This is a genomic window from Novosphingobium sp. (genome assembly GCF_965228995.1).
Classification (GTDB): Bacteria; Pseudomonadota; Alphaproteobacteria; order Sphingomonadales; family Sphingomonadaceae; genus Novosphingobium.
Genome location: NZ_OZ245852.1, coordinates 3,091,796 through 3,117,753 on the forward strand (window position 1 = coordinate 3,091,796; position 25,958 = coordinate 3,117,753).

Consider the following 25,958-nt stretch of genomic DNA (forward strand, 5'->3'; position numbering starts at 1 on the left):
ACTCCAATTGCATCGCAACAAGCGGAGTGTGCCCCAGCGCGCGCGCCGCTACCACCCGCCCCATGGACCACCTTACAGAAACCATCGCCGCGCTCGATTGGAGCGCCCTCGCCCAAAGCCTCGACGATCTCGGCTACGCGCTCACCCCTGAGGTGCTGGACGGCGAAACTTGCGCCGCGCTCGCCGCCAGCTACCATGACGAAAGCCTCTTCCGCTCCACGGTCACCATGGCCCGCCACGGCTTCGGCAAGGGGGAATACCGCTACTTCGCCTATCCTCTGCCCGATGTGGTCGCGCGCTTGCGCACCGCGCTTTATCCCCCGCTCGCCCGGATCGCGAACCAGTGGTCCGAGCGCCTCGGCCAGCCGGATATCTGGCCGACCACCCACGAGGCCCTCCTCGCGCGCTGTCACGCCTTCGGCCAGCCGCGCCCCACCCCGCTCCTGCTGCGCTACCGCAGCGGAGACTACAATTGCCTGCATCAGGATCTCTACGGGCCGATCCACTTCCCCCTGCAGGCCGTCGTCATGCTGAGCACGGACGCGAGCTTCACCGGCGGCGCGCTGACCGTGGTGGAAAACCGCTCGCGCATGCAGAGCCGCGTCGAAGTCGTGCCGATCACGCAGGGCCAGATCGCGCTTGTTCCGGTCCGCGACAAACCCCGGCTTGCGTCCGCCGGTTGGTCAAAATCGGCGATGCGCCACGGTGTGAGCACCGTATTGTCCGGCGAGCGCCAGACGCTGGGGATCATTTTCCACGATGCAAGCTAGCGCGCCATCGCCGCCTCGATCTCGGCTATCGTGCGCGGAACCCCCGCGCTCAGCCGCTCGGCGCCCGCTGACGTCACCAGATAGATATCCTCGATGCGGATGCCATAATTGGCTGCCTGCACATAGAGCCCCGGCTCGATCGTGATCACCGCGCCGGTCGGGAGCGGCTTCGAAAGATCGCCGGCATCGTGCACGTCCAGCCCGACGAAATGGCTCAGCCCGTGGGTAAAATCGTCGATCCGCCCGGCCTTGCGGAACACGTCTTTCGCCGCTTCGGAAAGATCCTCGTAATAGGCCCCGGCCTTGAGTTTGGCGAGTGCCGCTTCGTGCGCCGCCAGCACCAGCGCGTAGTCGTCGCGCTGCTTGGGCGTAAACTTGCCGCTGGCCGGGAAGGTGCGCGTCACGTCGCAGGCATAGCCGCCGACTGAAGCGGCCGCGTCGATCAGGATCAGATCGCCCGGCGCGATCACCCCGGTGCGCCCGGAATAGTGCAGCGAAGCGGCATTGCGCCCCGTGCCAACGATGCTGCCATAGGCCAGCCCGGTGCCGCCGCCCTCGCGGAAGGCAGCTTCCACCACGTCCTGCAATTGCCCTTCGGTCCAGCCGGGCCGCACCTGCTTCATCGCCGCTATATGCCCGCGCGCGGTGGCGACGGCGGCCTTGCGCATCTGCTCGATCTCGCGCGGCTCCTTCACGCAGCGCATCGCCGGGAGGATCTGGCTGCTGTCGTCGATCGATGTCCCGGGAACGCGCGCCGCGATCTGGCCATAAAGCTCAAGCGCCTTGGGCACCGGGGCCGTGGTGCTGGCGATGGGCCCGAGAAAATGCAGCGTCTTGCTGCGTTCGGCCAAACTCGTGACAATGGAGCCAAGCGCGCTGGTGCGGTACACTTTGGCGAACCCGGTGCGCCGCTGGATATACGCCCCCAGCGGCAGGCGTTCGACTTCCCAGCGCTCTGATTCGGGCTCGCGCGGGGGCAGCAGCAGATATTCGCGGACCGTGCGCTCGGCCGGGGCGAGAATGAGGATCGCCCCCGGTTCATCGACGATCCCGGTAAGCCAGGCAAAATCGCCGTCCTGCGTGAACGGCGGGGATAGCGGCCCATCGAACGCGGGCCGCTCCGCGCCATAGACCACCGCAATCCCGCCCCCGATCGCGTCCATCAGCTTGCGCCGCCGCTCGCGGAACACCTCGGGGGCGAAGGGGAACGTGCCCGCAGGCGTGCCGAAGCCTTCCGGCGGCAGGACTTGCGCGGCCAGCCCGCGCGGCAGCAGCGCGGTCGCCGCAACGGAGGCCAATAGGCTGCGTCTGCTCAACATGCACTGCTGCTCCACCAAGGTTCAAGATTGTTCATGGATACCGGGATCATGTTTGCGTGCAACGCGATTTCAGCACGTGCAACCTAGGGTCACTACCTAGCAGGTCTCAGTAGAGCAGGAACGGCGCCCGCGTATCCATCCAAGCCGCCTCGTCCGGCCCGGCCAGCGCATCCAGGTCGCCCGGCGTGCTGGCAGGATCGTCAACCCATTCGCGCAAGCCCGGCCCGCCATTGATCACATCGATCGCCAGCTTGTCGGTGACATACTCGTAGGGAAAATCGCGCCACAGCGGATAGTCCGGATAGAGCCGCCGCACCGCCTTGAACGCCAGCGCCTGCAGCCGCCACGGCCGGAACGCGTGGTGATCGTAGAACGCGCCCTCGGCATGGATCATCAGCGCGTTGCAGAGCTTGCCCGCATGCTTGTGGAACGTCGGCTCAAACCAGCACTCGCGCAGCGCGCAGCCGGCCAGCCACTCCGGTGCGAAGGTCTGCATCTCCGCCAGCACCGCCTTGGCATCCACATCCGGCGCGCCAAACAGCACTTCCAGCGGACGAGTCGTCCCGCGTCCTTCCGAAAGTGTCGCGCCCTCGATCATCACCGTGCCCGCATAGGCCCGCGCCATGTTGAGGCTCGCGGCATTCGGAGAAGGATTGATCCAGATGCGGTCCTGCGGCCAGCCGAAACCGGGCCCTTCCGGCGCCCAGCCCTCCATCGCCACCACGCGGTAATCGACATCGAGCTTGAAATGATCGACAAACCAGCGGCCCATTTCGCCGAGCGTCAGCCCGTGCCGCATCGGCATCGGACCCGCGCCGACGAAGCTTTCCCAGCCCGCCAGCAGCGTCGTCCCTTCCACCGGACGGCCCGCCGGATTGGGGCGGTCGAGCACCCAGACGGCCTTGCCCGTCCCGCTTGCCGCCTCGAGCAGGTAGAGCAGCGTCGTCACGAACGTGTAGATCCGGCAGCCCAGGTCCTGCAGATCGAACAGGAACACATCGGAGCTGTCCATCATTCGCGCGGTCGGCCGCCGCACTTCGCCGTAGAGGCTGAACACCGGGATCCCGAGCAACGGGTCGATGAAGTCCTCGGTTTCGACCATGTTGTCCTGCTTGTCGCCGCGCAGGCCGTGCTGCGGCCCGAACGCCGCCGCCAGCATGATCCCCGGGCAAGCGGCCAAGGCATCAAGCGAATGCACCAGCCCCTCCGTCACCGAGGCGGGATGGGCGACCAGCGCGACACGGCGGCCCTCAAGCGGCGCACGCAGCGCCGGATCGGCGAGCAGGCGATCGATACCGAATTTCATGCCTTCTCCGCTGCCGCAAGCCGCCCGGCGAAGCAAGCCGGATCGTGGAAGTCCGGCTTCTGAGGCGGATGCGCCATCGCCCAGTAGGACTTCACGCCGCCCGCCTCCTCGATCACCGCGGTCAGCCCATACTCCCACGGCAGCGGCGGCAGCGCGCTCGCCGGAATGGCGGCATCGAAGATCAGCACCGACTGCCCCCGCCGCGGCGTACACACCGGCGCGCGCTCCACCGCCCGCTCGGTCATCCCGGCGCGGTAGCCGGTGAAATCATAGGCGGCCCATTGCTCCGAAGGCGAAAGGTTGAACTCGGCATAACCCTCGTCCCCCGGCGCCCGGATGAAGAGCTCGAAGCACGTAGTCTGCCACAGCCCATCCATCCGCGCCCGGCCCGCAAACGGAGGCAGGACAACCTGCGCTGCGCTTTCAACCTTCCACCTCATTGTGAGCCAGTTGCTATCGAGCCTGAGAATTCGGGCCGTTATCGCGCTAACCGCAAGCGGTGGCGCAATCGGATGGGCCTGCAAGAGAAAGGACGATCCTTCGACAAGCTCAGGACGGACGGGTTTTAGGGATGTCCTCTCCCCCTCCCCCGCCCATGCTGAGCTTGTCGAAGCACTGCTCTTGTTCTTTGCGAGGTCCGCAATCCGCGCCCAGTCCCTCCGGATCAGCGCGAGCTTCTTTGCGCGCGACCATCCCTTGATCTGATGCTCAGCCGCCTTGGCTTCATCGCGCGTCGGGAATTCCTGCGTCCAGACCAGTTCCACCGGCAAGTGGTCAGCCGTAAACCCGGCAATCGCACCGATCTGATGCTGCGCGATCCGTCGTTCGAGATCATCGGTCTGGCCGACATAGAAGTAGCCGCCATGGCAGTGCAGCATGTAGGCCCAGAAGCTCATGCTCCCTTGCTAAAAGAAGGACCATCCTTCGACAAGCTCAGGACAGACGGGGTTTGGGGCAATCAGGAGCCAGGAGACGTTCCGCATTTTTTGCGGTTTGCCTAGCGCCGTGCTAGGCGCGCCGCGTCATGACGCAGTACACCTCATCCCTCCTCCGCCTGCTCAGCGAGCGCGGCTATATTCACCAGATCACCGATGCCGCCGGGCTCGATGCGCTTGCCGCCAAGCAGATCGTGCCGGGCTATATCGGCTTCGACGCGACCGCGCCATCGCTCCACGTCGGAAGCCTGGTTCAGATCATGATGCTGCGCCGCCTTCAGCAGGCCGGGCACAAACCGATCGTGCTGATGGGCGGCGGGACGACCAAGGTGGGCGATCCGTCCGGCAAGGACGAGAGCCGCAGGATGCTGACGAGCGCCGACATCGCCGCCAACATCGCCTCGATCCGCACGGTGTTCGAAAAGCTGCTCACCTTCGGGGATGGCCCGACCGACGCGGTAATGGTCGACAACGATACCTGGCTCAGCGCGCTGGGTTATGTCGATCTGCTGCGTGACGTCGGCCCGCATTTCACGATCAACCGGATGATGACGTTCGATTCGGTCAAGCTGCGGCTCGAGCGCGAGCAGCCGCTGACCTTCCTCGAATTCAACTACATGATCCTGCAGGCCTACGATTTCCGCGAACTCGCGCTCACCGCCGGGTGCCGGTTGCAGATGGGCGGTTCGGACCAATGGGGCAATATCGTCAACGGGATCGAGCTTACCCGCCGCATGGAGAGCACCGAAGTCTTCGGCCTCACCACCCCGCTGCTGACGACGGCGGACGGCGCCAAGATGGGCAAGACCGCCGCCGGCGCGGTCTGGCTCAACGAAGATGCACTGCCCGCCTGGGACTTCTGGCAATACTGGCGCAATGTCGATGACCGCGACGTCGGCCGCTTCCTGCGCCTGTTCACCGATCTCCCGCTGGACGAAATCGCCCGCCTCGAATCGCTCGGCGGCAGCGAGATCAATGCGGCCAAGGTCGTGCTCGCAAACGAAGTCACCAGGCTGGTGCGCGGGGCGGAGCCTGCGGCCGCAGCCGAAGCAACGGCGGCGGCGACCTTCGCTGGCGGCGGTGTCGGGCAGGACCTGCCCTCGCTCGCTTGCCCGGATGGCAGCATCGCGCTGGTCGATGCGCTCATCGGGCTCGGCTTTGCGGCGAGCCGCGGCGAGGCCAAGCGCCTGATCGCAGGCGGCGGCGCTCGGGTGGAGGGCCAGTCGATCAGCGACGAGGCGCATGTCATCGCGCTGGAAGGCGCCGAAGTCCGTGTTTCTTCGGGCAAAAAGAAGCACGGCGTGCTCCGTCCGGCGTAGCGGCAAGCTCTTGCCGTTAACCGGCAAGTGCTTACTGCCAGACGGCAAATCGGTGCCGGACCTTTACGAAATATCAGCCTATTCGGGCCAGAACCGCTCGTGCTTGACCATCACGAGGAGTTATCATGGCCAGCGGCGCACAGCTTTCTGTCACCGACCAGCGGCTTTCGACCCGCCATCCGGTAGACCTGCCCCTGATCGGCGAACATCGCCGGCTGGGAGATGTGATGCTGCATGTCATCAACATCTCCACCACCGGCTTCATGGTGCGGGGCGAACTCGCTCTCCAGCGCGGTGAGCGGATCACCATTCGCCTCCACCACATCGGCCGAATCGAAGCCTTCCTCGTCTGGAGCGACGCTTCCCGCGCCGGATTCCAGTTCGAGCGCATTCTCAGGAACGACGATTTCCTGATGATGATCAAATCGCTGCAACCCAACCCGAGGCTCCAGCGCTCGCGCTAGAGCACTTTCCGACCAATCTGGTTCACCATGATTGCGTCAGGAAGCTTCTCGGCAAGGAGCGCCGCGCAGTGCGGGCTGGTAGCCCGTGCCAGCGGCGCGACGCTGGCCGAGGGGCTTCCTGACGCAACCCCGAAGGGGCGGGCCGCTTTTGGCCCATCGCAGCGTCTCTCGTCGGTCACTATGGGCAAGCATAGCTCCCTCCTCGATCCTCGCGCTGGGCCAAAATCGGCTCCGTCACGGTGAACCAGATTGGTCGGGAAGTGCTCTAAGCGCATGAGGCAGCGTGCAGGCTCTTCCTTGCACGCCTCGCCGATTGATACTTGATATATTATATCATCACGATAAAGCGGCGCTCGAAACAACGCTTCGGGTGTCCACAATGCACAAATCTTCGCTTGCCGCCGGTTGCGCGATCGGCGCCATGCTTCTCTTCTCCTCGCACCCTGTGCTTGCTGACCCGGCGGACCCGGCCGCAGCCGCACCCTCAGCCCCCGCCCCCACCCCTGCAGCGCCCGGCGCGGCGCAGGCGGGCCAGATCAACACCACGCAGACCGACGATGCCGGCCATGCGCCTATCGTGGTGACGGGCCGCCTGATCTCGGGCGATCGCGATGCGATTGTCGCGCCGGTGGTAATCGGCGGCGAGGACCTTGCCCGCCGCGCCGCCGCGCAGATCGGCGATGTCCTTGCGCACCTTCCCGGCGTTTCGACGAGCGGCTTTGCTCCCGGTGCCTCGCGCCCGGTGCTGCGCGGCTTCGACGGCCCGCGCGTGCAAGTACTGACCGACGGCCTCGGCGCGCTCGATGCGAGCTCGGTTTCAGCTGACCACGGCGTTGCGATCGATACCCTGAATGTCGAGCAGATCGACGTGCTGCACGGGCCGGAAGTGCTGCTCTACGCCGCCGATCCGGCAGGCGGCGCGGTCAATGCGCTTGACCGCCGCATCCCGCGCCGCGTTCCGGCGAGGCCTATCGCCGTCAATGCCCTGGCCGCCTATGGCTCAGCGGCGGACTCGGTCAATCTGGGCGGCGCGGTCGATGTGGCGCTTGCCCCCCGGCTCGCCGCGCATTTCGACGCTTCGTACAACCATGCAGGCGATGTGCGGATCGGCGGCGCGGTCGTGTCCGAACCCTTGCGCACCCAGTTGCAGGCCGAGGCCGCCGACCTTTCTGCCGCGGGCGATAGCGAGGGCGCGGCAAACCTCACGCGCGGAATCGATGCGCGCGGACGGCTCGCCAACTCATGGGCGCGCGGCTCCACTTTCGGCGCCGGTCTTGCCTTCATCGACAGCGGCGGCTCGATCGGCCTGTCCGTCCAGCGGCTCACCAGCGACTACGGCATTCCGCCGCGCCCTTCGTCCGAAGCGCCCGAACTCGTCTCGCTTTCGCTGCGCCAGACCCGCTATGACTTGCGCGCCAGCGCCAATCTCGGCGGGTTTTTCGACCGGCTCGAGGCGCGCGTCGCTTACGGTGACTACACCCACGCCGAGATCGCGAGCGGGATCGCGGGGACGCGCTTCTACAATTCCGCAATCGAATCGCGGTTCGTCCTCACCCAGGCCCGCCACGGCGGCTGGCGCGGCGAAAGCGGCCTGCAATACGGCACGCGCAATTTCCGCATCGTTGGCGATCCGCTGCTGCCGAACTCGGTCACCGAACGCGTGGCCGGCTTCACCCGCCAGCAGCTTTCGCTGGGCAAGGTAGACCTCGAAGGCAGCGTGCGCGGCGAACATGTCTCGGTGAAGCCAAAGGGCCTTGGCGCGGGCGATACCGGCCGGAGCTTCAATCTCTTTGCCGCCGGTGCCGGCCTTGCCTGGCATCCGCTGGAAAGCTTGACGGTGAGCCTCTCCGCCACACACGGCGAGCGCGCGCCGACGGCGGAAGAACTCTATATCGACGGCCTGCATGATGCCACGCAGTCCTACGAGCGCGGCAACCCGACGTTCAAGATCGAGCGCAGCAACACGGTCGAAGCGGGCCTGCGCTATCACAGCGACCGCATCGCCGGGGCGTTCACTGCCTATGCGACCGATTTCAGCAATTTCATCGCGCCAGTGCCCACCGGTCAGCAGATCCAGGGGGCGCCGGTCTACCAATACGTGCAGCTTCCGGCCCGTTTCCGCGGCTTTGAAGCCGAAGGTTCGTGGAAGGCGCTGGCGTGGGATGATGGGCGCGCGCTCTCGGTCGAAACTGCGGTGGACTATGTCCATGCGGAGCTTACCGGTCAGGGCCCGGCCCCGCGCATTCCGCCTTTGCGCGTGCGCGGCGGCGTCACCTACGAATCTGACCGGATCGGCGCAAACGTGGAGGCCATCGTCCATGCCCGGCAGGACCGCGTGACCACTTACGAGACCAAGGTGGATGGCTATACCTTGCTCAACGCCAACCTCACCTGGCGGCCGATGGGCAAGAGCGGCCCGCTCACGCTCATTCTTTCGGGCGATAACCTGCTCGACAAAGTCGGACGCCTCGCCACCTCGGAAACGCGCGATTTCGTGCCGATTGCCGGGCGCGACATCCGGCTGACGGCGACGCTGAGAATCTGAACGGCGGCAAAGATTTAAACCGCTGGTTAGATTTGCTTGCTTGGCAAGGGCGCGCCGCGCTGCCATTCGGGCGATGTGAACCTGCCTGCAGACGAACCCCGCTCCCCGCTGGATATCCCGGACTACCGCCGTTTCTGGCTCGCCCGGTTCCTGTCGGTCTTCGCGACGACCGGGATGGTCGTGGTGCTGGGCTACCAGCTCTACGACGTCGCGCGCAGCCAGTATGGCATGAGCATCGGCATGGCCGCATTCCAGTTGGGCGTGCTGGGCCTTGCGCAGTTCCTTCCCGTGCTGCTGCTCACGCCAGTTGCGGGCCTCGTCGCGGATCGGTTTGACCGCAGACTGGTGGCCGGCCTTGCCAACGGGGTCGACATGCTGGTTGCGCTAGTCCTTGCCGCCGCGACGATGGCCGGGCATCTCAACCTTCCGCTGCTCTTCGCGCTTGGCGCTCTGCACGGGACGGCGCGCGTGTTCATCGGCCCGGCCATGGCCTCGATCGCGCCCAATATCGTACCGGTCCGGTTGATGCCCCGCGCGATCGCGATCAATTCGATGGCGTGGCAGGCCGGTTCGGTGGGCGGCCCCGCGATTGCCGGCCTGCTCTTTGCGCAGGTTCCCGCCCTGCCCTATGCCATTTCCGGCCTGCTTCTGGGCATCGCCACGCTGCTCGTCTTGCGCATCCGCCCGCTGCCGCCGCCGGCTGAGAACAAGCGCGCGCACCCGCTGTCGCAGATCGTCGGCGGGCTGAGCTTCGTGTGGCACGACCGCTTCCTGTTCGGCTGCGTCACGCTCGATCTCTTCGCCGTGCTACTGGGCGGGGCGACGGCGCTGCTGCCGGTCTATGCGCGCGATATCCTGATGATCGGCGGCCATCATGTCGGCGCCAACGGGCTTGGCATCATGCGCGCGGCACCGGGAGCGGGCGCGGTAATTGTGGCGGTGCTGCTGGCGCGCAAGCCCATCGAAAGCGGGGTCGGCGCGAAGATGCTGATCGCGGTTGCCATCTATGGCGGAGCGACCATCGGCTTCGGCCTCAGCCGCGATTACCTGCTGTCGCTCCTGATGCTTGCTTCGCTAGGCGCGGCTGACATGGTTTCGGTGTTCATCCGCAACACGCTGGTCCAGCTCCACACGCCCGATGCGGTGCGCGGCCGCGTCTCGGCGATCTCGGGCCTAGCCATCTCCGCATCCAACGAACTGGGCGAAATGCAGTCCGGCGTGGCCGCGGCCCTCCTCGGCGCGACGGGTGCGGTTGTGTTCGGGGGCGTGGGTGCGATAATCATTACCGTGGCGTGGGCGGTCTGGTTCCCCGAACTCCGACTCGTGCGCACGTTTGCAGACAAGACACTTCACCAGAAGGAAGCGACATGAAAGCGGCCAATATTCTCGCCACCATCGGCAATACCCCGCACATTCGCCTCTCCCGCCTGTTTCCCGACCACGAGGTATGGGTGAAGAGCGAACGCACCAATCCCGGCGGCTCGATCAAGGACCGTATCGCGCTGGCCATGATCGAAGCGGCAGAGGCTGACGGCAGCCTCACGCCCGGCGGCACGATTGTCGAGCCAACCTCGGGCAATACCGGTATCGGCCTTGCCATGGTCGCGGCGGTCAAGGGCTACAAGGTGATCCTCGTCATGCCCGATTCGATGTCGATCGAGCGCCGCCGGCTGATGCTGGCCTATGGCGCAACTTTCGACCTCACCCCGCGCGACAAGGGCGTCAAAGGCGCGATTGCCCGCGCCATCGAGATCGTCGAGCAGACCCCGGGCGCATGGATGCCCGCGCAGTTCGACAATCCGGCCAACGTCGCCGTCCACGTGCGGACCACCGCCGAGGAAATCCTTGCGGACTTCGCCGATACGCCGATCGATGCGCTGATCACGGGCGTCGGCACCGGCGGACACCTCACGGGCTGCGCCGAGATGCTCAAGGGCCATTGGCCTGCGATGAAGGCCTGGGCGGTCGAACCCACGCTTTCGCCGGTCATTTCGGGCGGCCAGCCCGCACCGCACCCGATCCAGGGCATCGGCGCCGGGTTCATCCCCGGCAACCTCCACACCCGGTCGATCGACGGCGCAATCCAGGTCGATCCGGCCGATGCCAAGGAATGGGCCCGCCGCGCCGCGCGCGAGGAAGGCATGCTCGTCGGCATCAGTTCGGGCGCGACGCTCGCAGCGATTGCCCAGAAGCTGCCCGAGCTTCCCGCCGGCAGCCGCGTGCTTGGCTTCAACTACGATACCGGCGAGCGCTATCTCTCGGTGCCGGACTTCTTGCCGGAGTAAGCACGATGGGGCTTGAGAGCATTGCCTACCGTGATGGCGATACGCAGCTGACGGGGTGGCTAGCCCGCCCCGTCGGCACCCCGCGCGGCACAGTCCTCGTGCTGCCGACGATCATGAACCCGAACCCGCCGATGGAACGGCGCGCGGCGATGCTGGCGGACGCGGGGTTCATCGCCATGGTGGCCGATTTTTACGGTCAGCCAGTGCGCGATTTCGAGCATTCGTTCGAGCTGGCGGGTGCGCTGCGTGCCTCGGTCGATGGTTACCGCGCGCGCCTCTTCGCCGGGCTCTCGGCATTGACCGGACGGCCGGAAGCGCAAGGACTCAAGACCGCCGCCATCGGCTATTGCATGGGCGGGCAGGCCGCACTCGAGCTTGCGCGAGAAGGCGCTGATCTGGTGCTGGCGGCAAGCTTCCACGGCATTCTCGATACGGATCGCCCCGCCGCGCCCGGCGCGGTCAAGGCGCGCATCCTCGTCTGCCACGGCGATGCCGATCCACTCGTGCCGCGTTCACAAGTCACGGCCTTCTGGGAGGAAATGGACGTCGCCGGAGCCAATTGGCACTTCCACGCCTACAGCGGCGTCAAGCACGGATTCACCGATCCCGGAAGCGACGGGCGCGGGGTTCCCGCCATTGGCTATGATGCCAGCGCCGACCGGCAGAGCTGGGCTTCGCTGATGGGCCTGTTTGGCGAGGTCTTCTGAACCCGCCGTCTCGCCGCCAATGCGGTGCGGCCCGGCCCAACGTACCCCCAAAAAACCGTCCGTCCTGAGCCTGTCGAAGGACCGTTCTGCTTGCAGCAAGCACTGCGCCAGAAGGACAAGAACAGTGCTTCGACAAGCTCAGCATGGACGGGGTTGAGGAGAGGTATTTCGAGGGAATTAGGCCGCGAACTGCTCCGCCGTCAGCCCCATGACGGTTTCGGCCCCCGCTTCCACCTCATAGCGCAGTGAGCCAGCCTGCGGAGCAAAGCGCAGCGCCCAGTGCTTGGCGCATAGCAGCTTGGCTTCGTAGAACGGCTTGTCCGCCCCGTCCTGACCCAGCGCAGCGGCCGCCACCTTGGCCATACGCAGCCACATGAGGCCGAGCGAGACGACCCCGGTCAGCGTCATATAGGCATAGGCGCCGGCACCCACCGCGTTGCGATCAGCCATGGCGTGCTGCATGAACCACATGGTCGCGGCCTTGAGGTGCCCTGCCGTCTTGGCGAGCCGCTCGGCGACCAGCTTGACCGTCTCGTCCGCGCTTTCCTCGGCGCATTCGGCATCGATCACCGCAAACAGGCGCTGGATGGCCCGGCCGCCGTTCAGCGCCAGCTTGCGCCCGACGAGGTCCATCGCCTGCACGCCGTTGGCGCCTTCGTAGATCATCGCGATACGCGCATCGCGGACGAACTGGTCCATGCCGTTTTCAGCGATGTAGCCGTGCCCGCCCCAGATCTGCTGCATGTCCGTCGCGGTCTTGTAGCCCATGTCGGTGCCGTAGCCCTTGATCACGGGCGTGAGCAGGCTGATGAGATCATCCGCCGCCTGCCGCTCTTCCTCGGTCGCGGCCTTGTGCGAGAGATCGACCTGCAGCGCGCCCCACAGGCACAGCGTGCGCATACCGCCGATGAAGGTCTTGGCGTCCATCAGCATGCGCCGCACATCGGGATGGACAAGCAGCGGATCGGCCTTCTGCTGCGGCTCGGCCGGCCCTGTCAGCGCGCGGCCTTGCCGCCGCTCCTGCGCGTAGAGCACCGCGTTCTGGTACGAAGCTTCCGCCTGCGCGAGGCCCTGGATGCCGACGCCGAGCCGGGCAGCGTTCATCATGATGAACATCGCGGCGAGGCCCTTGTTCTCCTCGCCGATCAGCCAGCCCTTGGCGCCATCATAGTTCATCACGCATGTGGCGTTGCCGTGAATGCCCATCTTGTGCTCGATGGAGCCAACCGAAACGCCATTGCGATCCCCCGGCGAACCATCTGCGTTCAAAAGGAACTTCGGCACGATGAACAGCGAGATGCCCTTGCTCGATTCGGGCGCGCCCGGAGTCTTTGCCAGCACGAGGTGGATGATGTTCTCGCACAGGTCATGGTCGCCCGCCGAAATGAAGATCTTGGTGCCGGTGATGGCGTAGGAGCCATCGGCCTGCGGCTCGGCGCGCGTGCGGATGAGGCCGAGATCGGTGCCGCAGTGCGGCTCGGTCAGGTTCATCGTGCCAAGCCATTCGCCGCTGACCATCTTGGGCAGGTACATCGCCTGCTGCTCGGGCGAGCCCTTCGACGAGATCGCCGAGATCGCGCCATTGGCAAGGCCGGGATACATCGCGAAGGCCTGGTTGGCGCTCGCGAGGTACTCTTCCATCACGAAGCCGATCACGTGCGGCAGACCCTGCCCGCCATAGACTTCCGGCGCGGCGAGCGTGCCCCAGCCCGCCTCGATGTAGCGGGCGTAGGCTTCCTTGAAGCCTTTGGGCGTCGTCACGCTGCCATCGGGATGGCGGGTGCAGCCCTCCTGATCGCCCGAGAGATTGAGCGGAGCCACCACCTCGTTCACGAAGCGGCCCGCTTCCTCGATCACGCTGTCGGTCAGATCGCGCGTCGCTGCCTCGAAGCCGGGCAGATGCCCGTAGCTTTCCAGGCCAAGCACTTCGTTGACGACGAAACGGGTGTCGCGGGTCGGCGCCTGGAAAACGGGCATGAGTCTGGTCCTCTCAGGTGTTATTCGGGATCGGTGCCCAGATCGAGCGGGCGGCCTTCCAGCTTCTCGCGCTCGATCAGCAACGCCACGAAACTGGTCAGTTCGGCAATCGTCGCATTGATATCGGCCTGCTGGCGCTTGAGGTTGTCGATCCGTTCGCGGCACTTGTCGATCGTCACCCGGCGCTGCTTAGCGCGGCCGTCGCCCAGATCGTAGAGATCGATCATGTCGCGGATTTCGGAAAGGCTGAAGCCCACGTTCTTGGCGCGCATGATCCACGCGAGCCGTGCCCGGTCGCGCTTGGAATAAATGCGCGCGAGGCCGGCCCGAGTCGGCGCGATCAGCCCCTCGTCCTCATAGAAGCGCAGCGCCCGCGCGGTGACGCCGAATTCGCTCGAAAGATCGGAAATCGTGAACTGCTCGCGCGACAGGGCATCGGGCTGGTGCAAGTGGCCGGTGTGGTCGCCGCTGCGGGCCGGATCTGCGCGCCGGGTCGGGACGGTGGGCACCCGCTCTGGACTCGTGGTGATGGGACGCGAGGACATACCTCGGGACCTAACTACCCTTTACGTAAGCGTCAACCTTCGATCCGCTCCAGCGTCCCATCTCCGCCCAGGCGGCGATAGAAGCACGAGGGCGCCAGCGTGTGACAGGCTGGGCCCGCTGCCTCGACCCTGAGTTCCAGTGCATCCTGATCGCAATCAACACGGATCTCGATAACCTTGAGCACATGGCCCGATGTCTCGCCCTTCATCCACAGCCGCCCCCGCGAACGCGAATGAAAGTGCGCAAAGCCGGTCTCGCGCGTGCGGGCAATCGCTTCGGCATCCATGTGTGCCACCATCAGCAGGCAGCCGTTGGCGTGATCGACCGCAATGGCCGTGACGAGCCCGGTCGAATCGAAGCGCGGCATGAACACCGCACCCTGCTCACGGAGCTCGGTTTCGGGAGATTGCGTGGAAATGGGACAGGCCTTTCGCGATTGGAGCCCACGGGGGTATCATTTTGTTGCAGGATAACCACATGCCCCCGCCAAAATCCACGGGTTCCGTACAAGGCGCTTTTACCACGCCCTGCAATGGCGGATGAACGGTTTGCGGCTTGAGGGAGCCGCGAAGCGCATCGGATAAACGTTCGGGCGTTGGCAAAGTGGCCAGAGTTCAGGGTTGATATAAACATGGGGCCCGTTGGTGGTGCCGCTCCCGGCAATGGGATAGGCGGCGCGGTCAGCGGAACAGCTTTCAGGGATTTCGGCAGCAGCCGCCATCCGTCACATGCCAGCACAAGCTGGGGGCCGCGAGGGGCGGGCCGTGACAAGGATGGGGCTGATCCGATCAGAGATCGTCACGGGAACGCCCGGAGTGAACGCTCCGGGCGTTTCGTGTTTCAGGCTGGCTCAGGCAGCCAGGGGCGCCGGTTCCCGGCTTACGTGATCGAGAGCTTCGTCGAGCACCCGCGCAAAACAGGCAATCCGCACATCGCCAGCGCCCGCCTTGCGCAGTGCGGCAAGGCACGCATCGGTCGTGGAGCCGCTCGTCATCACGTCATCGACAAGCAACACGTTCGCGCCCTTCAGCCGGCCAGCGCGGCTCGTGGACGCGCTGATCGCCCCGCGCAGCGCCTCGGCCCGCGCGCGCTTGCCCAGCCCGCCGAGCGAAGGTGTGCGCTTCCGGCGCTCCAGCCCGTCGACAACGAGGGGCTGCTGGATCGTCCGGGCGATCCGTTCGGCCAGCAGGGCGGACTGGTTGAACCCGCGCTCCCACAGCCGCCAGCGATGGAGCGGAACGGGAACCACCAACCATTCGCCTTCCAGAGCCGGCAGACGCGCGACCATCAGCCGTGCGAGCAAGTCCGCCAGCGCAATGCGCTTGCCTCGCTTGAACGCAAGGACAAGCTCGCGCGCGGCGTCGTTGTAGAGTGTTGCGGCGGCGATCCCGGCATGGCGCGGCGGATCGGCCATGCAGGGCGCGCACTGGAGTTCGCCGCTGCGCACCATGCTCTCCCCCAGCGGGCGCTGGCAGGTGCTGCAGGCAGGCTCGCCTGGCACGGCCAGCTTCATCCAGCACGCCGCACAGAGCCCCCCCTGCTGCGCCAAAGCGTCGCCGCACAGCGGGCAGCGCGGCGGGAACACCAGATCGATAAGCGGGATGAGGAACGCGGGCTTTGCCATCAGACCAAGCTTCTGTCACCGCCGCGCGATTGGCAAGGGGGCTTGGCAAGCGCGCCGCCGCGCGGCAGGGGCGGATGCGATGGCCAGCACCCCGCCTCCCCCGACCATTTTCGCGCCCACCCGCCGCCGCGCTGCTCGCGCACGCATGCGCAGCCTCGAACAGCGCGCCGATGCGCCGCGCTTCCTTGCCGAGGACATGGCCGACGATGTGCTCGATCGCCTCGCTTTCCTGCGGCACGAACCGGCGCGTGCGCTTGTCGTGGGCGATACGACGGGACAATTGGCGCAAGCGCTCGCCGCGCGCGGCACAGCCGTGGCCCGCGGCGATCCTGCGCCCAGGCCCGGTGAGCAGGCCATCGACGAGGAACTGCCCCTGCCCGAGACCGGGTACGACCTGATCGCGCATCTCGGCACGCTCGGCACCGTGAACGACCTGCCCGGCGCCCTGCTCCATATCCGCCGCGCGCTGGCTCCCGGCGGCCTTGCGATCATGAGCTGGTGCGGCGCGGGCAGCGTCCCTGCGCTGCGGGCCATCATGGCCGAAACCGATGGCGAACGACCTGCTGCGCGGCTCCATCCGCAAGTCGACGTCCGCGCCGGGGGCGACCTTCTTCAGCGCTGCGGCTTTGCCGAGCCGATGAGCGACAGCCGCATGCTCGACGTGCGCTACCGCAGCCTCCGCCGCCTCGTTGGCGACTTGCGCGCGGCTGGCCTCGGCAATTGCCTGGCCCGGCCGGGGCCACCGCTGGGAAAGGCGGGGCTGGCCCGCGCGGCGGCGGCCTTTGCGGCGATGGCGGATGCGGATGGCCGTGTGACCGAGCGGTTTGCGATCCTGACGCTCAGCGGCTGGAACAAGGCACTACGGCCGCCGAAGTTCTGAACGAGCGCTTCCGGCAAGCAAGGACCTGGCCTTGCATCCCGTAACTCCCATTTCGTCATCCCCGCGAAGGCGGGAATGACGAGATGGAAAGATTTACCCCAAAGCCGCCTGCGCCGCTGCCAGCCGGGCAATCGGCACGCGGTAGGGGCTCGCCGAGACGTAATCGAGCCCGACCTGCTCGCAGAATGCGATCGAAGCCGGATCGCCGCCATGTTCGCCGCAGATGCCGAGCTTGATATCAGGCCGCGTATCACGGCCGCGAGACGCCGCCATTTCGACAAGCTGGCCAACGCCTTCGATATCGAGGCTGACGAAGGGATCGCGCGGGTAAATGCCCTGCTCGACATAGGGCCCGAGGAAGCGGGCAGCGTCATCGCGCGAGACGCCCAGCGTGGTCTGGGTGAGATCGTTTGTGCCGAAGGAGAAGAACTTCGCTTCCTCGGCGATCTCGCCCGCCATCAGCGCGGCGCGCGGCAGCTCGATCATCGTGCCGACGAGGTATTCGAGCGTGCGGCCCTTTTCAGCAAAGACGCCTTGCGCCGCGCGGTCGACCAGCGCGCGCAGGATCTGCAGCTCGCGCCGCGTGGCGACGAGCGGGATCATGACTTCCGGGACAACCGCCTCGCCCGATTTTTCCGCGACGTCGCAGGCCGCTTCGAAGATCGCGCGGGCCTGCATTTCGTAGATTTCGGGGAACGTGATACCGAGACGGCAGCCGCGATGGCCGAGCATCGGGTTGAACTCGTGCAATTCGGCGGCGCGGCGCTTCAGGTGATCGACGCCAAGGCCAGTCGCTTCCGATAGCTCGGCAAATTCGGCCTCGCCATGCGGCAGGAACTCGTGAAGCGGCGGATCGAGCAGGCGGATGGTGACGGGAAGCCCGGCCATGACTTCGAAGATCGCGGTGAAATCAGCGCGCTGTTCAGGGAGAAGCGAATCGAGCGCGCGGCGGCGGGTGGCTTCGTCCTCGGCCAAAATCATCTGACGCACCAAAGAGATACGGCCCGCATCGAAGAACATGTGTTCGGTGCGGCAGAGCCCGACGCCTTCGGCGCCGAACTGGCGCGCAACCTGGCAATCGAGCGGGGTTTCGGCGTTGGCGCGCACTTTCATGCGGCGGTGCTTGTCGGCCCACTCCATGAGGACGGCGAAATCGCCGACCAGTTCGGGTTCGACCATCGGTACGGCGCCGAGCATGACATCGCCGTTCGAACCATCGAGCGTGATGACTTCGCCTTCCTTGACCTCGCGGTTGCCCATTCGCGCGGTGCGGGTGGCCATGTCGATCGAGAGGCCCGAGGCGCCCGAAACGCAAGGGCGGCCCATGCCGCGCGCGACCACGGCGGCGTGGCTGGTCATGCCGCCGCGCGCGGTGAGCACGCCCTTGGCGGCGTGCATGCCGTGGATATCCTCGGGGCTGGTCTCGATGCGCACGAGGATCACGTCCTCGCCCATCTGCGCGCGGTGTTCGGCGCTATCGGCATCGAACACGATCACGCCGGTGGCCGCGCCCGGCGAGGCGGGCAGCCCGCGGGTGAGCACTTCGCGCGGGGCGGAAGGATCGAGCGTGGGGTGGAGGAGCTGGTCGAGCGCCATGGGATCGACGCGCTTCACCGCAGTGGCCTCGTCGATCAGGCCTTCGCGTGCCATGTCCACCGCCATCTTGAGCGCGGCCTTGGCGGTGCGCTTGCCCGAGCGGGTCTGCAGCATCCACAGCTTGCCCTGCTCGACGGTGAACTCGATGTCCTGCATGTCCTTGTAGTGGAGCTCGAGCAGATCGAACACGCGGGCGAGCTCGGCATAAGCCTCGGGCATCGCCTCTTCCATCGAGAGCGGCTTGGCCCCCGCCCGCTCGCGCGCGGCCCTGGTCAGGTACTGCGGGGTGCGGATGCCGGCGACGACGTCTTCGCCTTGTGCATTGACCAGCCATTCGCCGTAATAGGCACGCTCGCCGGTGGCGGGATCGCGCGTGAACGCGACACCGGTGGCCGAAGTTTCGCCCATGTTGCCGAAGACCATGGCCTGCACGTTGACCGCGGTGCCCCAATCATGCGGAATGGCATTGAGGCGGCGATAGACCTTGGCGCGGTCCGATTCCCACGAATCGAACACCGCACCGATTGCGCCCCAGAGCTGCTCATGCACATCCTGCGGGAACGGGCGGCCGAGCTCTTCGGCAACGATGGCCTTGTATTCACCGACAAGCGCCTGCCAATGCTCGGCGCTCATTTCGACATCGGCGAAGAAGCCATTGTCTTCCTTGGCGATTTCCAGCGCATCTTCGAAGCGGTGGTGATCGAGGCCGAGCACCACGTCCGAATACATCTGGATGAAGCGGCGGTAGCTGTCCCACGCGAAACGCGCGTCACCCGATCCGGCGGCGAGGCCTTCGACAGTCGCGTCATTAAGGCCAAGATTGAGCACGGTATCCATCATGCCCGGCATTGAAACCCGCGCGCCCGAGCGGACGGAGACGAGCAGCGGGTTGGCGGGATCGCCGAACACGCGGCCCGTGGCCTTCTCGATATGGGCAACGCCGCCCGCAACACCGGCGCGCAGATCGTCGTCGAAGGACTTTCCGGCGGCATTATAGGCGGTGCAAACTTCGGTGCTGATCGTGAAGCCCGGGGGCACTGGCAGGCCGATGCCGGCCATCTCCGCGAGGTTTGCACCTTTGCCGCCGGTGATGGTCTTGTCACGCGAGCGGGGATCGCTGTTCGTGGCAGCTCCAAGGTCATTGGCACCGAAATGGAATACGTATGCGCTCATAGGACCAAGCGGCTCCCTGCGTGTGTCGTACTTGTCCGGTAAGGGCCGGATTCGGTCCGGCCCTTAGCCTTCTATGCGGGAAAAGTCCGCAACTTTGTGCACTGCAGCACGGAAGCGGTCAAGCAGTCCGAGCCGCCCTGCCCGTTTGGCCGGATCGGGATCGTTGACGGTAACGCCTTCAAAGAACGCGTCGATCGGCGCGCGCAGCGAGGCGAGCGCGGCCATGGCGGTGGTGAAATCCTCCGCCGCGACGGCCGCTTCGGCCCGGGGTTCGGCGGCATCGAGCGCATCGATCAGGGCCTGCTCTGCGGGTTCGTGCGCATAGCTTCCTTCCGGATGGACGAACTGGGCCGCCACGCTGCGCAGATCGGGATCGTCCACGAGAACGAGCGGATCTTCCTCGCCCGTTTGCGGAATATCGACCGCTTCGGCGGTGTAGCTTTCCTTCTTGAGAATATTGGCAGCGCGCTTGTAGCCGGCGAGGAGGTTCACGCCGTCCTCGGTCCCGACGAAGGCCTGCAGCGCATCGACGCGGGCGAGCACGCGGACGAGATCGTCCTCCCCGCCGAGTGCAAACACGGCATCGATCAGGTCATGACGGACACCGGCTTCGCGCTGCTGGACCTTGAGGCGGTCGGCGAAGAAGGCGACGAGCGCGGAGGGCGTCTTGCTCATCACCGTCGGCGCTGCGCGCAGGAATTCAAGCGCGAGTTCGGAATAGGGTTCGAGCTTGATTTCGAAATCGCCAAGCTCTGCCGCAAAGTCGTCCATCCGCGCCGCAAACTCTGCCGCAGGCAGCGAGGGGTGCGGCTGCACCTTCCAGACCTTCTCGATATACATCGCGAAGTTCGGATCGCCTGCGACGGCACGGTCGAGCACAGAGCGGAACACGCTGGCGATGGCGCCGCGGAACACCGCAGCCAAATTGCAGCGAACCTGCGCGGTCAGCAGGATCTGGATCACGCCCAATGCCGCGCGGCGCAGCGCGAAGGGGTCCTTCGAGCCGGTCGGCTTTTCGTCGATGGCGAAGAACCCTGCCAGCGTATCGAGCTTGTCCGCCAGCGCCACGGCCACGGTGACCGGTGCGGTGGGCACATCATCGCCCTGCCCGACCGGCTTGTAGTGATCGCGGATCGCATCGGCGACGGCATCGGGCAGGCCTTCGGCGCGGGCGTAGTATCCGCCCATCAGGCCCTGCAGTTCGGGGAACTCACCAACCATTTCGGTGACGAGATCGGCCTTGCAAAGCTCTGCTGCGAGACGGGCCTGCACTGGGTCGCAGTCAGGGACAATGCCGTCCTGCGCCAGCCATTCCGCCAGCTTGGCCACTCGCGCAACCTTGTCGGCGACCGTACCCAGCTTTTCGTGGAACGTAATCCGCGCCAGCTTTTCGGCCTGCACGGAAAGCGGCGTCTTGCGATCCTGCTCCCAGAAGAAGCGAGCGTCCGAAAGGCGCGCGGCGAGGACCTTGCGGTTGCCCGCGACGATCACCGCGCCGCCATCGTGCGCCGCGATATTGGCGGTGCAGACGAAGGCGTTGGCGAGCTTTCCGGCGCTATCGCGGCAGATGAAGTATTTCTGGTTCACCCGCGCGGTGAGCTGGATCACTTCGGGCGGCACTTCGAGAAAAGCCTCGTCAAAACGGCCGAGCAGCGGCACGGGCCATTCGGTGAGGCCGGCGTTTTCGATGACGAGGCCCTCGTCCTCGACCAGCATGAGACCCGCTTCTGCGGCAGCCTGACGCGCGCCTTCGCGGACGATCCCTTCCCGCTCGGCATGATCGACGATGACGTGAGCATCGCGCAGCTTCGCAGCGTAGTCGTCCGCGCCTTCGATCAAAATGTCGCCGCTGTGGTGGAAGCGGTGGCCCATTGTGGTGCGGCCCGAGCGGATGCCACCGATCTCGCATGGCACCACTTCGCCGCCAAGCAGCGCGATGATGCCCGAAAGCGGGCGCACCCAGCGCAGCGAATCCGGCGCAAGGCTCGCCTCGCCCCAGCGCTGCGACTTGGGCCAGGGGAAGGCGCGGATGATCGCAGGGATCGCTTCGGCCAGTACATCCGCTGCGGCGCGGCCCGGCTTTTCGACCACGGCAAACCATACACCGTCGCGCTCGGAGAGTTGGTCCTTGGTGAGGCCGGTCTTGCGCAGGAAGCCTTCGAGCGCCTGTTCGGGCGCGGACGTGCGCGGGCCCTTGGTTTCCTCGTGCACCGCTTCCGTCGCGAGCGGGAGGCCGCGCGCGATCAGCGCAAGGCGGCGCGGAGTGGACCACACGGTGACTTCGCCGACGGCAAGGCCAGCTGCCTGCATCTCACGCCGGAACAGCTTTTCAAGATCGGCGCGCGCGCCGGCCTGCATGCGCGCGGGGATTTCTTCCGAGCGCAGTTCGAGCAAGAAATCAGCGGTGTTGGTCATTGGGCTCATGCCGTCCACCCCGGGAACTTCGCTTCCCATTCGGGGCGGTACTTCTCCATGTAGCCCTCGCACGAACCGCGCGCGAGATCGCGCACCCGGCCCATGTAGCTGGCGCGTTCCTGCACCGAGATCACGCCCCGCGCCTGCAGAAGGTTGAACAGATGGCTCGCCTCGATCGCCTGCTCGTAGGCGGCAATCGGAACCCCGGCCTCAAGCGCCTTGCGGCATTCGGCCTCGGCGCGGCGGAAGCCTTCGAACAGCGTCTCGGTGTCCGCCACCTCGAAGTTCCACTTCGACATCTGGCGCTCGTTTTCGAGGAACACCTCGCCGTAGCTCACGCCAGCCGCGTTGAACTTGAGGTCGTAGACATTGTCGACGCCCTGAATATACATCGCGAGGCGTTCGAGCCCGTAAGTCAGTTCGCCCGCGACCGGCTTGCAATCGAAGCCGCCCATCTGCTGGAAATAGGTGAACTGCGAGACTTCCATGCCGTCGCACCACACTTCCCAGCCCAGCCCCCAGGCGCCGAGCGTGGGCGATTCCCAGTCGTCCTCGACGAAGCGGATATCGTGGAGCAGCGGATCTATGCCAATGGCGAACAGGCTGCCAAGATAGAGCGCCTGAAAGTCCGGCGGGCTCGGCTTCATGATCACCTGATACTGGTAATAGTGCTGCAGCCGGTTCGGATTCTCGCCGTAGCGGCCATCGGTCGGCCGGCGGCTTGGCTGGACATAGGCCGCATTCCAGCGCTCCGGCCCCAAAGCGCGCAGCGTCGTCGCCGGATGGAACGTGCCCGCACCCATGCGCATGTCGTAAGGCTGGAGGATCAGGCAGCCTCGCGCACCCCAATAGGCGTGGAGCGTGAGGATCATGTCCTGAACGCTGAGAGGGGCGGAAGCGGGGTTAGCAGTATCAGCCATGGCCCCGGCGCTTTGGCGGATTGGCCCGTTCAAATCAACTGCGGCAAATCATCCGGCATCAGCGCGGTCCTTGCCTCTGCTGCGCGCATGGTCCATCCCGATGCGGCCATGATGCGCCGCACCTCCCCTCTCGCCCGGCTCATGCAGCTGTTGACCGGCTGCCTGCTGATCGCGCTGGCGGCCTGCGGGGCGGCCAAGCCGCCACCGGCAGAGCCGGCCAAGGTCGCACTCTGGGCGATTTCGGACAGCACCGGCGTTCACGGCTGGCTGCTCGGCACCGTCCATTCGCTGCCCCCCGGCACACAGTGGCGCCGCCCTGCCATCGATAGCGCGATTACCGGGGCGGACCGGCTGGTGCTCGAGATCGGCGAGCCGCTCAATCCGCAAATTGCGGGCGAAGCGCTGGGCCGCCTTGCCTTCACCCCCGGCCTGCCGCCGCCGAGCGAGCGCGTCGGCCCCAAGTTCCGCAGCGATCTGACGCGGGTCTACAAGGACCTGTCGCTGAACGACGGGCAGTTCAAGGATCAGGAAAGCTGGGCGGTCGCGCTGCAGATCGCGGCGATCGGCGGGCTTAAGCAGGGCATGGAGCCTGACAACGGCGTCGAACCCGAACTGCGCAAGGTGATCGGCGCCAAGCCGGTCACGGGGCTCGAGACGATCGACAGCCAGTTCGGCATCTTCGATGCGCTCCCGCCGCGCGCGCAGACCGTGCTGCTGGAGCAGGTCGCGCACGAAGCGGCGGACAATCGCGATGACGACAAGGACATGCTCGCGCTGTGGCTGCGCGGCGATGAACTGGGCATCGCGCGCGAGGCGCAGACCGGCTTCCTCGCCGATCCGGAACTGCGCGCCGCTCTCCTCACCCGGCGCAATCTTGCCTGGGCGGACCAGATCAACGCCATGCTGAAAGCGGGCACGCGGCCATTCATCGCGGTGGGCGCGGCGCATGTGGCCGGGATCGACGGCCTCCCGCGCCTGCTCGAAGCGCGTGGGTGGCAGGTGAAGCGGGTGTATTGAGGTTTCGCGCGGAGGCGCAGAGGCGCGGAGATGTCTAGCGCTATTGGCATCACGCATGCGCTGAAGAGCCATTCATGCCTGCGGCGCGCAGCCTCTTTGCGATCTCTGCGAACTCTGCGCGAACCCTTTACCCTTTTCTCCTCCGCGCCTCCGCGCCTCCGCGCGAACCCCATCCTTCCGCCGCTTCTGCTTGCATTTTCCGCCGCAGACGCTAAGGGCCCCGCTTCCTGCGTGCATGGTCATCCCTGGAGGCGTGGCGCAAGGAAATCGGTTGAACACATAAACGTGAAGGTACGGACACATGAGCGATACGCTGCATCTGCCGGCCGAGACGCGTGAACGGGCTGGCAAGGGAGCCTCCCGTGCACTTCGTCGCGAAGGCCGCACACCCGCCGTCATCTATGGCGGCAATCAGGATCCCGTTGCGATCCACGTCGAGGAAAAGGAACTGCGCCGCCAGCTTGGCACCGGCCACTTCTTCAACTCGATCGTCGAGCTCACCGTCGGCGGCGAAACCGTTCGCACGCTGCCCAAGGACGTTGCCTTCCACCCGGTTTCGGAGCGTCCGCTCCACGCCGATTTCCTCCGCGTTTCGGCCAATGCTCCGGTCGAAGTTTCGGTTCCGGTGGTTTTCGTCAATGAAGCGAAGTCGCCCGGCCTCAAGAAGGGCGGCGTGCTCAACATCGTGCGTCACGAGCTTGAGCTGATCTGCGAAGCCGACAAGATCCCCGACGACATCGCTGTCGACGTCTCGGGCGTGGATATCGGCGATTCGATCCACATCAGCAGCGTCACGCTGCCGGCTGGCTCGCGCTCCGCGATCACCGACCGCGACTTCACGATTGCCACGATCGTTGCCCCGTCCGCGCTCAAGAGCACCGAGGGCGACAACGAGACCACGGCGGCCTGATCGCTGCCCGCGTCTGGATGCCCGGTCCCTTCCCTTGGCGGAAGGGACCGGCACCAACGCCCCTTCCCCCCGCCTGATCAAGGGAGGCCCTCGCCATGCAGCTCTGGGTCGGCCTCGGCAATCCCGGACCGCAATACGCCCTCCACCGGCACAACGTCGGCTTCATGGCGCTCGACACCATCGCCGAGGTGCATTCCTTCGGCCCCGTCCAGAAGAAGTTCCAGGGCTGGGCGCAGGATGGCCGGATCGGTGCGCAGCGCATCATCCTGCTCAAGCCCGCCACCTTCATGAACGAAAGCGGCCGCGCGGTGAGCGAAGCGCTGCGCTTCTACAAGCTCGGGCCCGACGCGCTGACGGTGTTCCATGACGAGCTCGACCTTGCGCCCTTCAAGGTCAAGGTGAAGCAGGGCGGCGGCCATGCCGGACACAATGGCCTGCGTTCGATCGACCAGCATATCGGCCCCGACTTCCGCCGCGTAAGGCTCGGCATCGGGCATCCCGGCCACAAGGACCGGGTGACCGGGTACGTCCTCGGCAACTTCGCCAAGGCGGAGCAGGACGACCTCATCTCGATGCTCGGCGCGGTGGCTGCAGAGGCAGAATGGCTCGCTTCCGGGGCGGATGCGCGCTTCACGAACGATGTTGCGCTGCGCCAGAATTAAGCGGATCCGGAGTCGGTCACGCTTACAGTTACGTAACATCCAAACAGGCGTTAACCAGCGAAAACGGCAGAAAAGCGCAGTTGGCATCATGTTTGCTTTGTCAAAGTTTAACCACGGTTTATTGGCAAGGGAACTGAACCATGAAACGCATTCTGCTTACCTCGGCAGCGCTGCTCGGCACCGCGATGCTGACCCAGCCGGCTTCGGCCTGGACCAAGCACACGCACTACTGCAATTGCGGCCACCCGGCCGGTGCCGCCATGTGCGGCAGCTCGAGCACGAGCTCGACGACGACTGGCGGCACCACCACCACGGGCGGCACCACCACCACTTCAACCACTGGCGGCACAACCACTGGCGGCACGACCACCACGGGTGGCACCACCACGACCGGCGGGACGACCACGACTGGCGGCACCACCACGACGACCGGCGGAACCACCACATCGGGCGGCACCACCACTTCGGGCGGCACCCCCGTCCCTGAACCGGGCATGCTCGGCATGATGGGCCTTGGCTTCGTCGGCCTCGCCATGGCGCGCCGCCGCCGCCGCTGAACTTATTGCGCCATCCCTTGCCCCACCGACG

22 protein-coding genes are annotated in these 25,958 nt (G+C 66.0%); 12 read left to right on the forward strand and 10 right to left on the reverse strand.

Annotation, left to right across the window (positions count from 1 at the left end):
- The first annotated feature begins 62 nt into the window (after positions 1-62).
- Positions 63-770 carry a 2OG-Fe(II) oxygenase gene (locus ACO056_RS14070; RefSeq protein ID WP_421847776.1) on the forward strand — a complete coding sequence of 236 codons (708 nt, stop codon included), beginning with the start codon at positions 63-65 and terminating at the stop codon, positions 768-770.
- On the opposite strand, the gene ACO056_RS14075 is transcribed toward ACO056_RS14070, so the two are convergent.
- The 3 genes from ACO056_RS14075 to ACO056_RS14085 all read right to left on the reverse strand — a co-directional run bounded on the left by ACO056_RS14075 (position 767) and on the right by ACO056_RS14085 (position 4,291).
- Positions 767-2,089, reverse strand: coding sequence for an aminopeptidase P N-terminal domain-containing protein (locus ACO056_RS14075; RefSeq protein ID WP_421847778.1), 1,323 nt, complete (start codon positions 2,087-2,089; stop codon positions 767-769). The genes ACO056_RS14070 and ACO056_RS14075 overlap by 4 nt on opposite strands.
- 106 nt (positions 2,090-2,195) lie before the next feature.
- Positions 2,196-3,395: an exo-beta-N-acetylmuramidase NamZ family protein gene (locus ACO056_RS14080; RefSeq protein ID WP_421847780.1), complete on the reverse strand. Its 1,200-nt coding sequence runs from the start codon at positions 3,393-3,395 to the stop codon at positions 2,196-2,198.
- Positions 3,392-4,291, reverse strand: coding sequence for a GIY-YIG nuclease family protein (locus ACO056_RS14085; RefSeq protein ID WP_421847782.1), 900 nt, complete (start codon positions 4,289-4,291; stop codon positions 3,392-3,394). The genes ACO056_RS14080 and ACO056_RS14085 overlap by 4 nt, the downstream gene beginning before the upstream one ends.
- 128 nt (positions 4,292-4,419) lie before the next feature.
- On the opposite strand from ACO056_RS14085, the gene tyrS reads away from it, so the two are divergent.
- The 6 genes from tyrS (at position 4,420) to ACO056_RS14115 (ending at position 11,650) form a co-directional block, all read left to right on the forward strand.
- Positions 4,420-5,649, forward strand: coding sequence for a tyrosine--tRNA ligase (gene tyrS, locus ACO056_RS14090; protein WP_421847784.1), 1,230 nt, complete (start codon positions 4,420-4,422; stop codon positions 5,647-5,649).
- Positions 5,650-5,774: 125 nt separating this feature from the next.
- Positions 5,775-6,113, forward strand: a complete 339-nt coding sequence (locus ACO056_RS14095; protein ID WP_421847786.1) for a PilZ domain-containing protein — start codon at positions 5,775-5,777, stop codon at positions 6,111-6,113.
- Positions 6,114-6,492: 379 nt separating this feature from the next.
- Entirely contained in the window at positions 6,493-8,658 is a 2,166-nt protein-coding gene (locus tag ACO056_RS14100; RefSeq protein ID WP_421847788.1) for a TonB-dependent receptor, read from the forward strand.
- A 36-nt stretch (positions 8,659-8,694) separates the two neighbouring features.
- Positions 8,695-10,029 carry an MFS transporter gene (locus ACO056_RS14105; RefSeq protein WP_421847790.1) on the forward strand — a complete coding sequence of 445 codons (1,335 nt, stop codon included), beginning with the start codon at positions 8,695-8,697 and terminating at the stop codon, positions 10,027-10,029.
- Positions 10,026-10,943 (forward strand): cysteine synthase A, encoded by a 918-nt coding sequence (gene cysK / locus ACO056_RS14110; protein ID WP_421847792.1) that lies wholly within the window; start codon positions 10,026-10,028, stop codon positions 10,941-10,943. The genes ACO056_RS14105 and cysK overlap by 4 nt, the downstream gene beginning before the upstream one ends.
- A 5-nt stretch (positions 10,944-10,948) precedes the next feature.
- A complete protein-coding gene (locus tag ACO056_RS14115; RefSeq protein WP_421847794.1) occupies positions 10,949-11,650 on the forward strand; it encodes a dienelactone hydrolase family protein in 702 nt (233 codons plus the stop codon).
- Positions 11,651-11,827: 177 nt separating this feature from the next.
- On the opposite strand, the gene ACO056_RS14120 is transcribed toward ACO056_RS14115, so the two are convergent.
- The 4 genes from ACO056_RS14120 to ACO056_RS14135 form a co-directional block, all read right to left on the reverse strand.
- Positions 11,828-13,627 (reverse strand): acyl-CoA dehydrogenase C-terminal domain-containing protein, encoded by a 1,800-nt coding sequence (locus ACO056_RS14120; RefSeq protein WP_421847796.1) that lies wholly within the window; start codon positions 13,625-13,627, stop codon positions 11,828-11,830.
- 20 nt (positions 13,628-13,647) lie between these two features.
- A complete protein-coding gene (locus ACO056_RS14125; protein ID WP_421855519.1) occupies positions 13,648-14,076 on the reverse strand; it encodes a MerR family transcriptional regulator in 429 nt (142 codons plus the stop codon).
- Between the two features lie 128 nt (positions 14,077-14,204).
- Entirely contained in the window at positions 14,205-14,540 is a 336-nt protein-coding gene (hisI, locus tag ACO056_RS14130; protein WP_421847798.1) for a phosphoribosyl-AMP cyclohydrolase, read from the reverse strand.
- Positions 14,541-15,023: 483 nt separating this feature from the next.
- Entirely contained in the window at positions 15,024-15,797 is a 774-nt protein-coding gene (locus ACO056_RS14135) for a double zinc ribbon domain-containing protein (protein WP_421847800.1), read from the reverse strand.
- A gap of 79 nt (positions 15,798-15,876) precedes the next feature.
- Here ACO056_RS14135 and ACO056_RS14140 point away from each other — a divergent pair, with 79 nt between their 5' ends.
- Positions 15,877-16,677 (forward strand): class I SAM-dependent methyltransferase, encoded by an 801-nt coding sequence (locus tag ACO056_RS14140; RefSeq protein ID WP_421847802.1) that lies wholly within the window; start codon positions 15,877-15,879, stop codon positions 16,675-16,677.
- Positions 16,678-16,770: 93 nt separating this feature from the next.
- Here the strand turns inward: ACO056_RS14140 and ppdK are convergent, their stop codons facing one another.
- From ppdK to ACO056_RS14155, 3 genes are all read right to left on the reverse strand, one after another.
- The gene (gene ppdK, locus ACO056_RS14145) at positions 16,771-19,446 is read right to left on the reverse strand and encodes a pyruvate, phosphate dikinase (protein WP_421847804.1); all 2,676 of its coding nucleotides are present in this window, start codon (positions 19,444-19,446) and stop codon (positions 16,771-16,773) included.
- Positions 19,447-19,509: 63 nt separating this feature from the next.
- Positions 19,510-21,870, reverse strand: coding sequence for a glycine--tRNA ligase subunit beta (glyS, locus tag ACO056_RS14150; protein WP_421847806.1), 2,361 nt, complete (start codon positions 21,868-21,870; stop codon positions 19,510-19,512).
- Positions 21,867-22,781, reverse strand: a complete 915-nt coding sequence (locus tag ACO056_RS14155; RefSeq protein ID WP_421847808.1) for a glycine--tRNA ligase subunit alpha — start codon at positions 22,779-22,781, stop codon at positions 21,867-21,869. The genes glyS and ACO056_RS14155 overlap by 4 nt, the downstream gene beginning before the upstream one ends.
- Before the next feature lie 87 nt (positions 22,782-22,868).
- On the opposite strand from ACO056_RS14155, the gene ACO056_RS14160 reads away from it, so the two are divergent.
- The 4 genes from ACO056_RS14160 to ACO056_RS14175 all read left to right on the forward strand — a co-directional run bounded on the left by ACO056_RS14160 (position 22,869) and on the right by ACO056_RS14175 (position 25,927).
- Entirely contained in the window at positions 22,869-23,798 is a 930-nt protein-coding gene (locus ACO056_RS14160; RefSeq protein ID WP_421847810.1) for a TraB/GumN family protein, read from the forward strand.
- Positions 23,799-24,099: 301 nt separating this feature from the next.
- Entirely contained in the window at positions 24,100-24,708 is a 609-nt protein-coding gene (locus ACO056_RS14165; RefSeq protein ID WP_421847812.1) for a 50S ribosomal protein L25/general stress protein Ctc, read from the forward strand.
- 95 nt (positions 24,709-24,803) lie between these two features.
- The gene (gene pth, locus ACO056_RS14170; protein WP_421847814.1) at positions 24,804-25,370 is read left to right on the forward strand and encodes an aminoacyl-tRNA hydrolase; all 567 of its coding nucleotides are present in this window, start codon (positions 24,804-24,806) and stop codon (positions 25,368-25,370) included.
- Positions 25,371-25,510: 140 nt separating this feature from the next.
- The gene (locus ACO056_RS14175) at positions 25,511-25,927 is read left to right on the forward strand and encodes a PEP-CTERM sorting domain-containing protein (RefSeq protein WP_421847816.1); all 417 of its coding nucleotides are present in this window, start codon (positions 25,511-25,513) and stop codon (positions 25,925-25,927) included.
- The last annotated feature ends 31 nt before the right edge of the window (positions 25,928-25,958 follow it).

Bases quoted from the DNA above. Each gene is read 5' to 3' on its own strand.
- glyS (WP_421847806.1), bottom strand. From the start codon at position 21,870: ATGAGCCCAATGACCAACACCGCTGATTTCTTGCTCGAACTGCGCTCG.
- ACO056_RS14100 (WP_421847788.1), top strand. From the start codon at position 6,493: ATGCACAAATCTTCGCTTGCCGCCGGTTGCGCGATCGGCGCCATGCTT.
- ACO056_RS14140 (WP_421847802.1), top strand. From the start codon at position 15,877: ATGGCCAGCACCCCGCCTCCCCCGACCATTTTCGCGCCCACCCGCCGC.
- ACO056_RS14165 (WP_421847812.1), top strand. From the start codon at position 24,100: ATGAGCGATACGCTGCATCTGCCGGCCGAGACGCGTGAACGGGCTGGC.
- ACO056_RS14085 (WP_421847782.1), bottom strand. From the start codon at position 4,291: ATGAGCTTCTGGGCCTACATGCTGCACTGCCATGGCGGCTACTTCTAT.
- ppdK (WP_421847804.1), bottom strand. From the start codon at position 19,446: ATGAGCGCATACGTATTCCATTTCGGTGCCAATGACCTTGGAGCTGCC.
- ACO056_RS14115 (WP_421847794.1), top strand. From the start codon at position 10,949: ATGGGGCTTGAGAGCATTGCCTACCGTGATGGCGATACGCAGCTGACG.
- hisI (WP_421847798.1), bottom strand. From the start codon at position 14,540: ATGCCGCGCTTCGATTCGACCGGGCTCGTCACGGCCATTGCGGTCGAT.
- tyrS (WP_421847784.1), top strand. From the start codon at position 4,420: ATGACGCAGTACACCTCATCCCTCCTCCGCCTGCTCAGCGAGCGCGGC.
- pth (WP_421847814.1), top strand. From the start codon at position 24,804: ATGCAGCTCTGGGTCGGCCTCGGCAATCCCGGACCGCAATACGCCCTC.
- ACO056_RS14075 (WP_421847778.1), bottom strand. From the start codon at position 2,089: ATGTTGAGCAGACGCAGCCTATTGGCCTCCGTTGCGGCGACCGCGCTG.
- ACO056_RS14175 (WP_421847816.1), top strand. From the start codon at position 25,511: ATGAAACGCATTCTGCTTACCTCGGCAGCGCTGCTCGGCACCGCGATG.
- ACO056_RS14080 (WP_421847780.1), bottom strand. From the start codon at position 3,395: ATGAAATTCGGTATCGATCGCCTGCTCGCCGATCCGGCGCTGCGTGCG.
- ACO056_RS14095 (WP_421847786.1), top strand. From the start codon at position 5,775: ATGGCCAGCGGCGCACAGCTTTCTGTCACCGACCAGCGGCTTTCGACC.
- ACO056_RS14155 (WP_421847808.1), bottom strand. From the start codon at position 22,781: ATGGCTGATACTGCTAACCCCGCTTCCGCCCCTCTCAGCGTTCAGGAC.
- ACO056_RS14120 (WP_421847796.1), bottom strand. From the start codon at position 13,627: ATGCCCGTTTTCCAGGCGCCGACCCGCGACACCCGTTTCGTCGTCAAC.
- cysK (WP_421847792.1), top strand. From the start codon at position 10,026: ATGAAAGCGGCCAATATTCTCGCCACCATCGGCAATACCCCGCACATT.
- ACO056_RS14160 (WP_421847810.1), top strand. From the start codon at position 22,869: ATGGTCCATCCCGATGCGGCCATGATGCGCCGCACCTCCCCTCTCGCC.
- ACO056_RS14070 (WP_421847776.1), top strand. From the start codon at position 63: ATGGACCACCTTACAGAAACCATCGCCGCGCTCGATTGGAGCGCCCTC.
- ACO056_RS14135 (WP_421847800.1), bottom strand. From the start codon at position 15,797: ATGGCAAAGCCCGCGTTCCTCATCCCGCTTATCGATCTGGTGTTCCCG.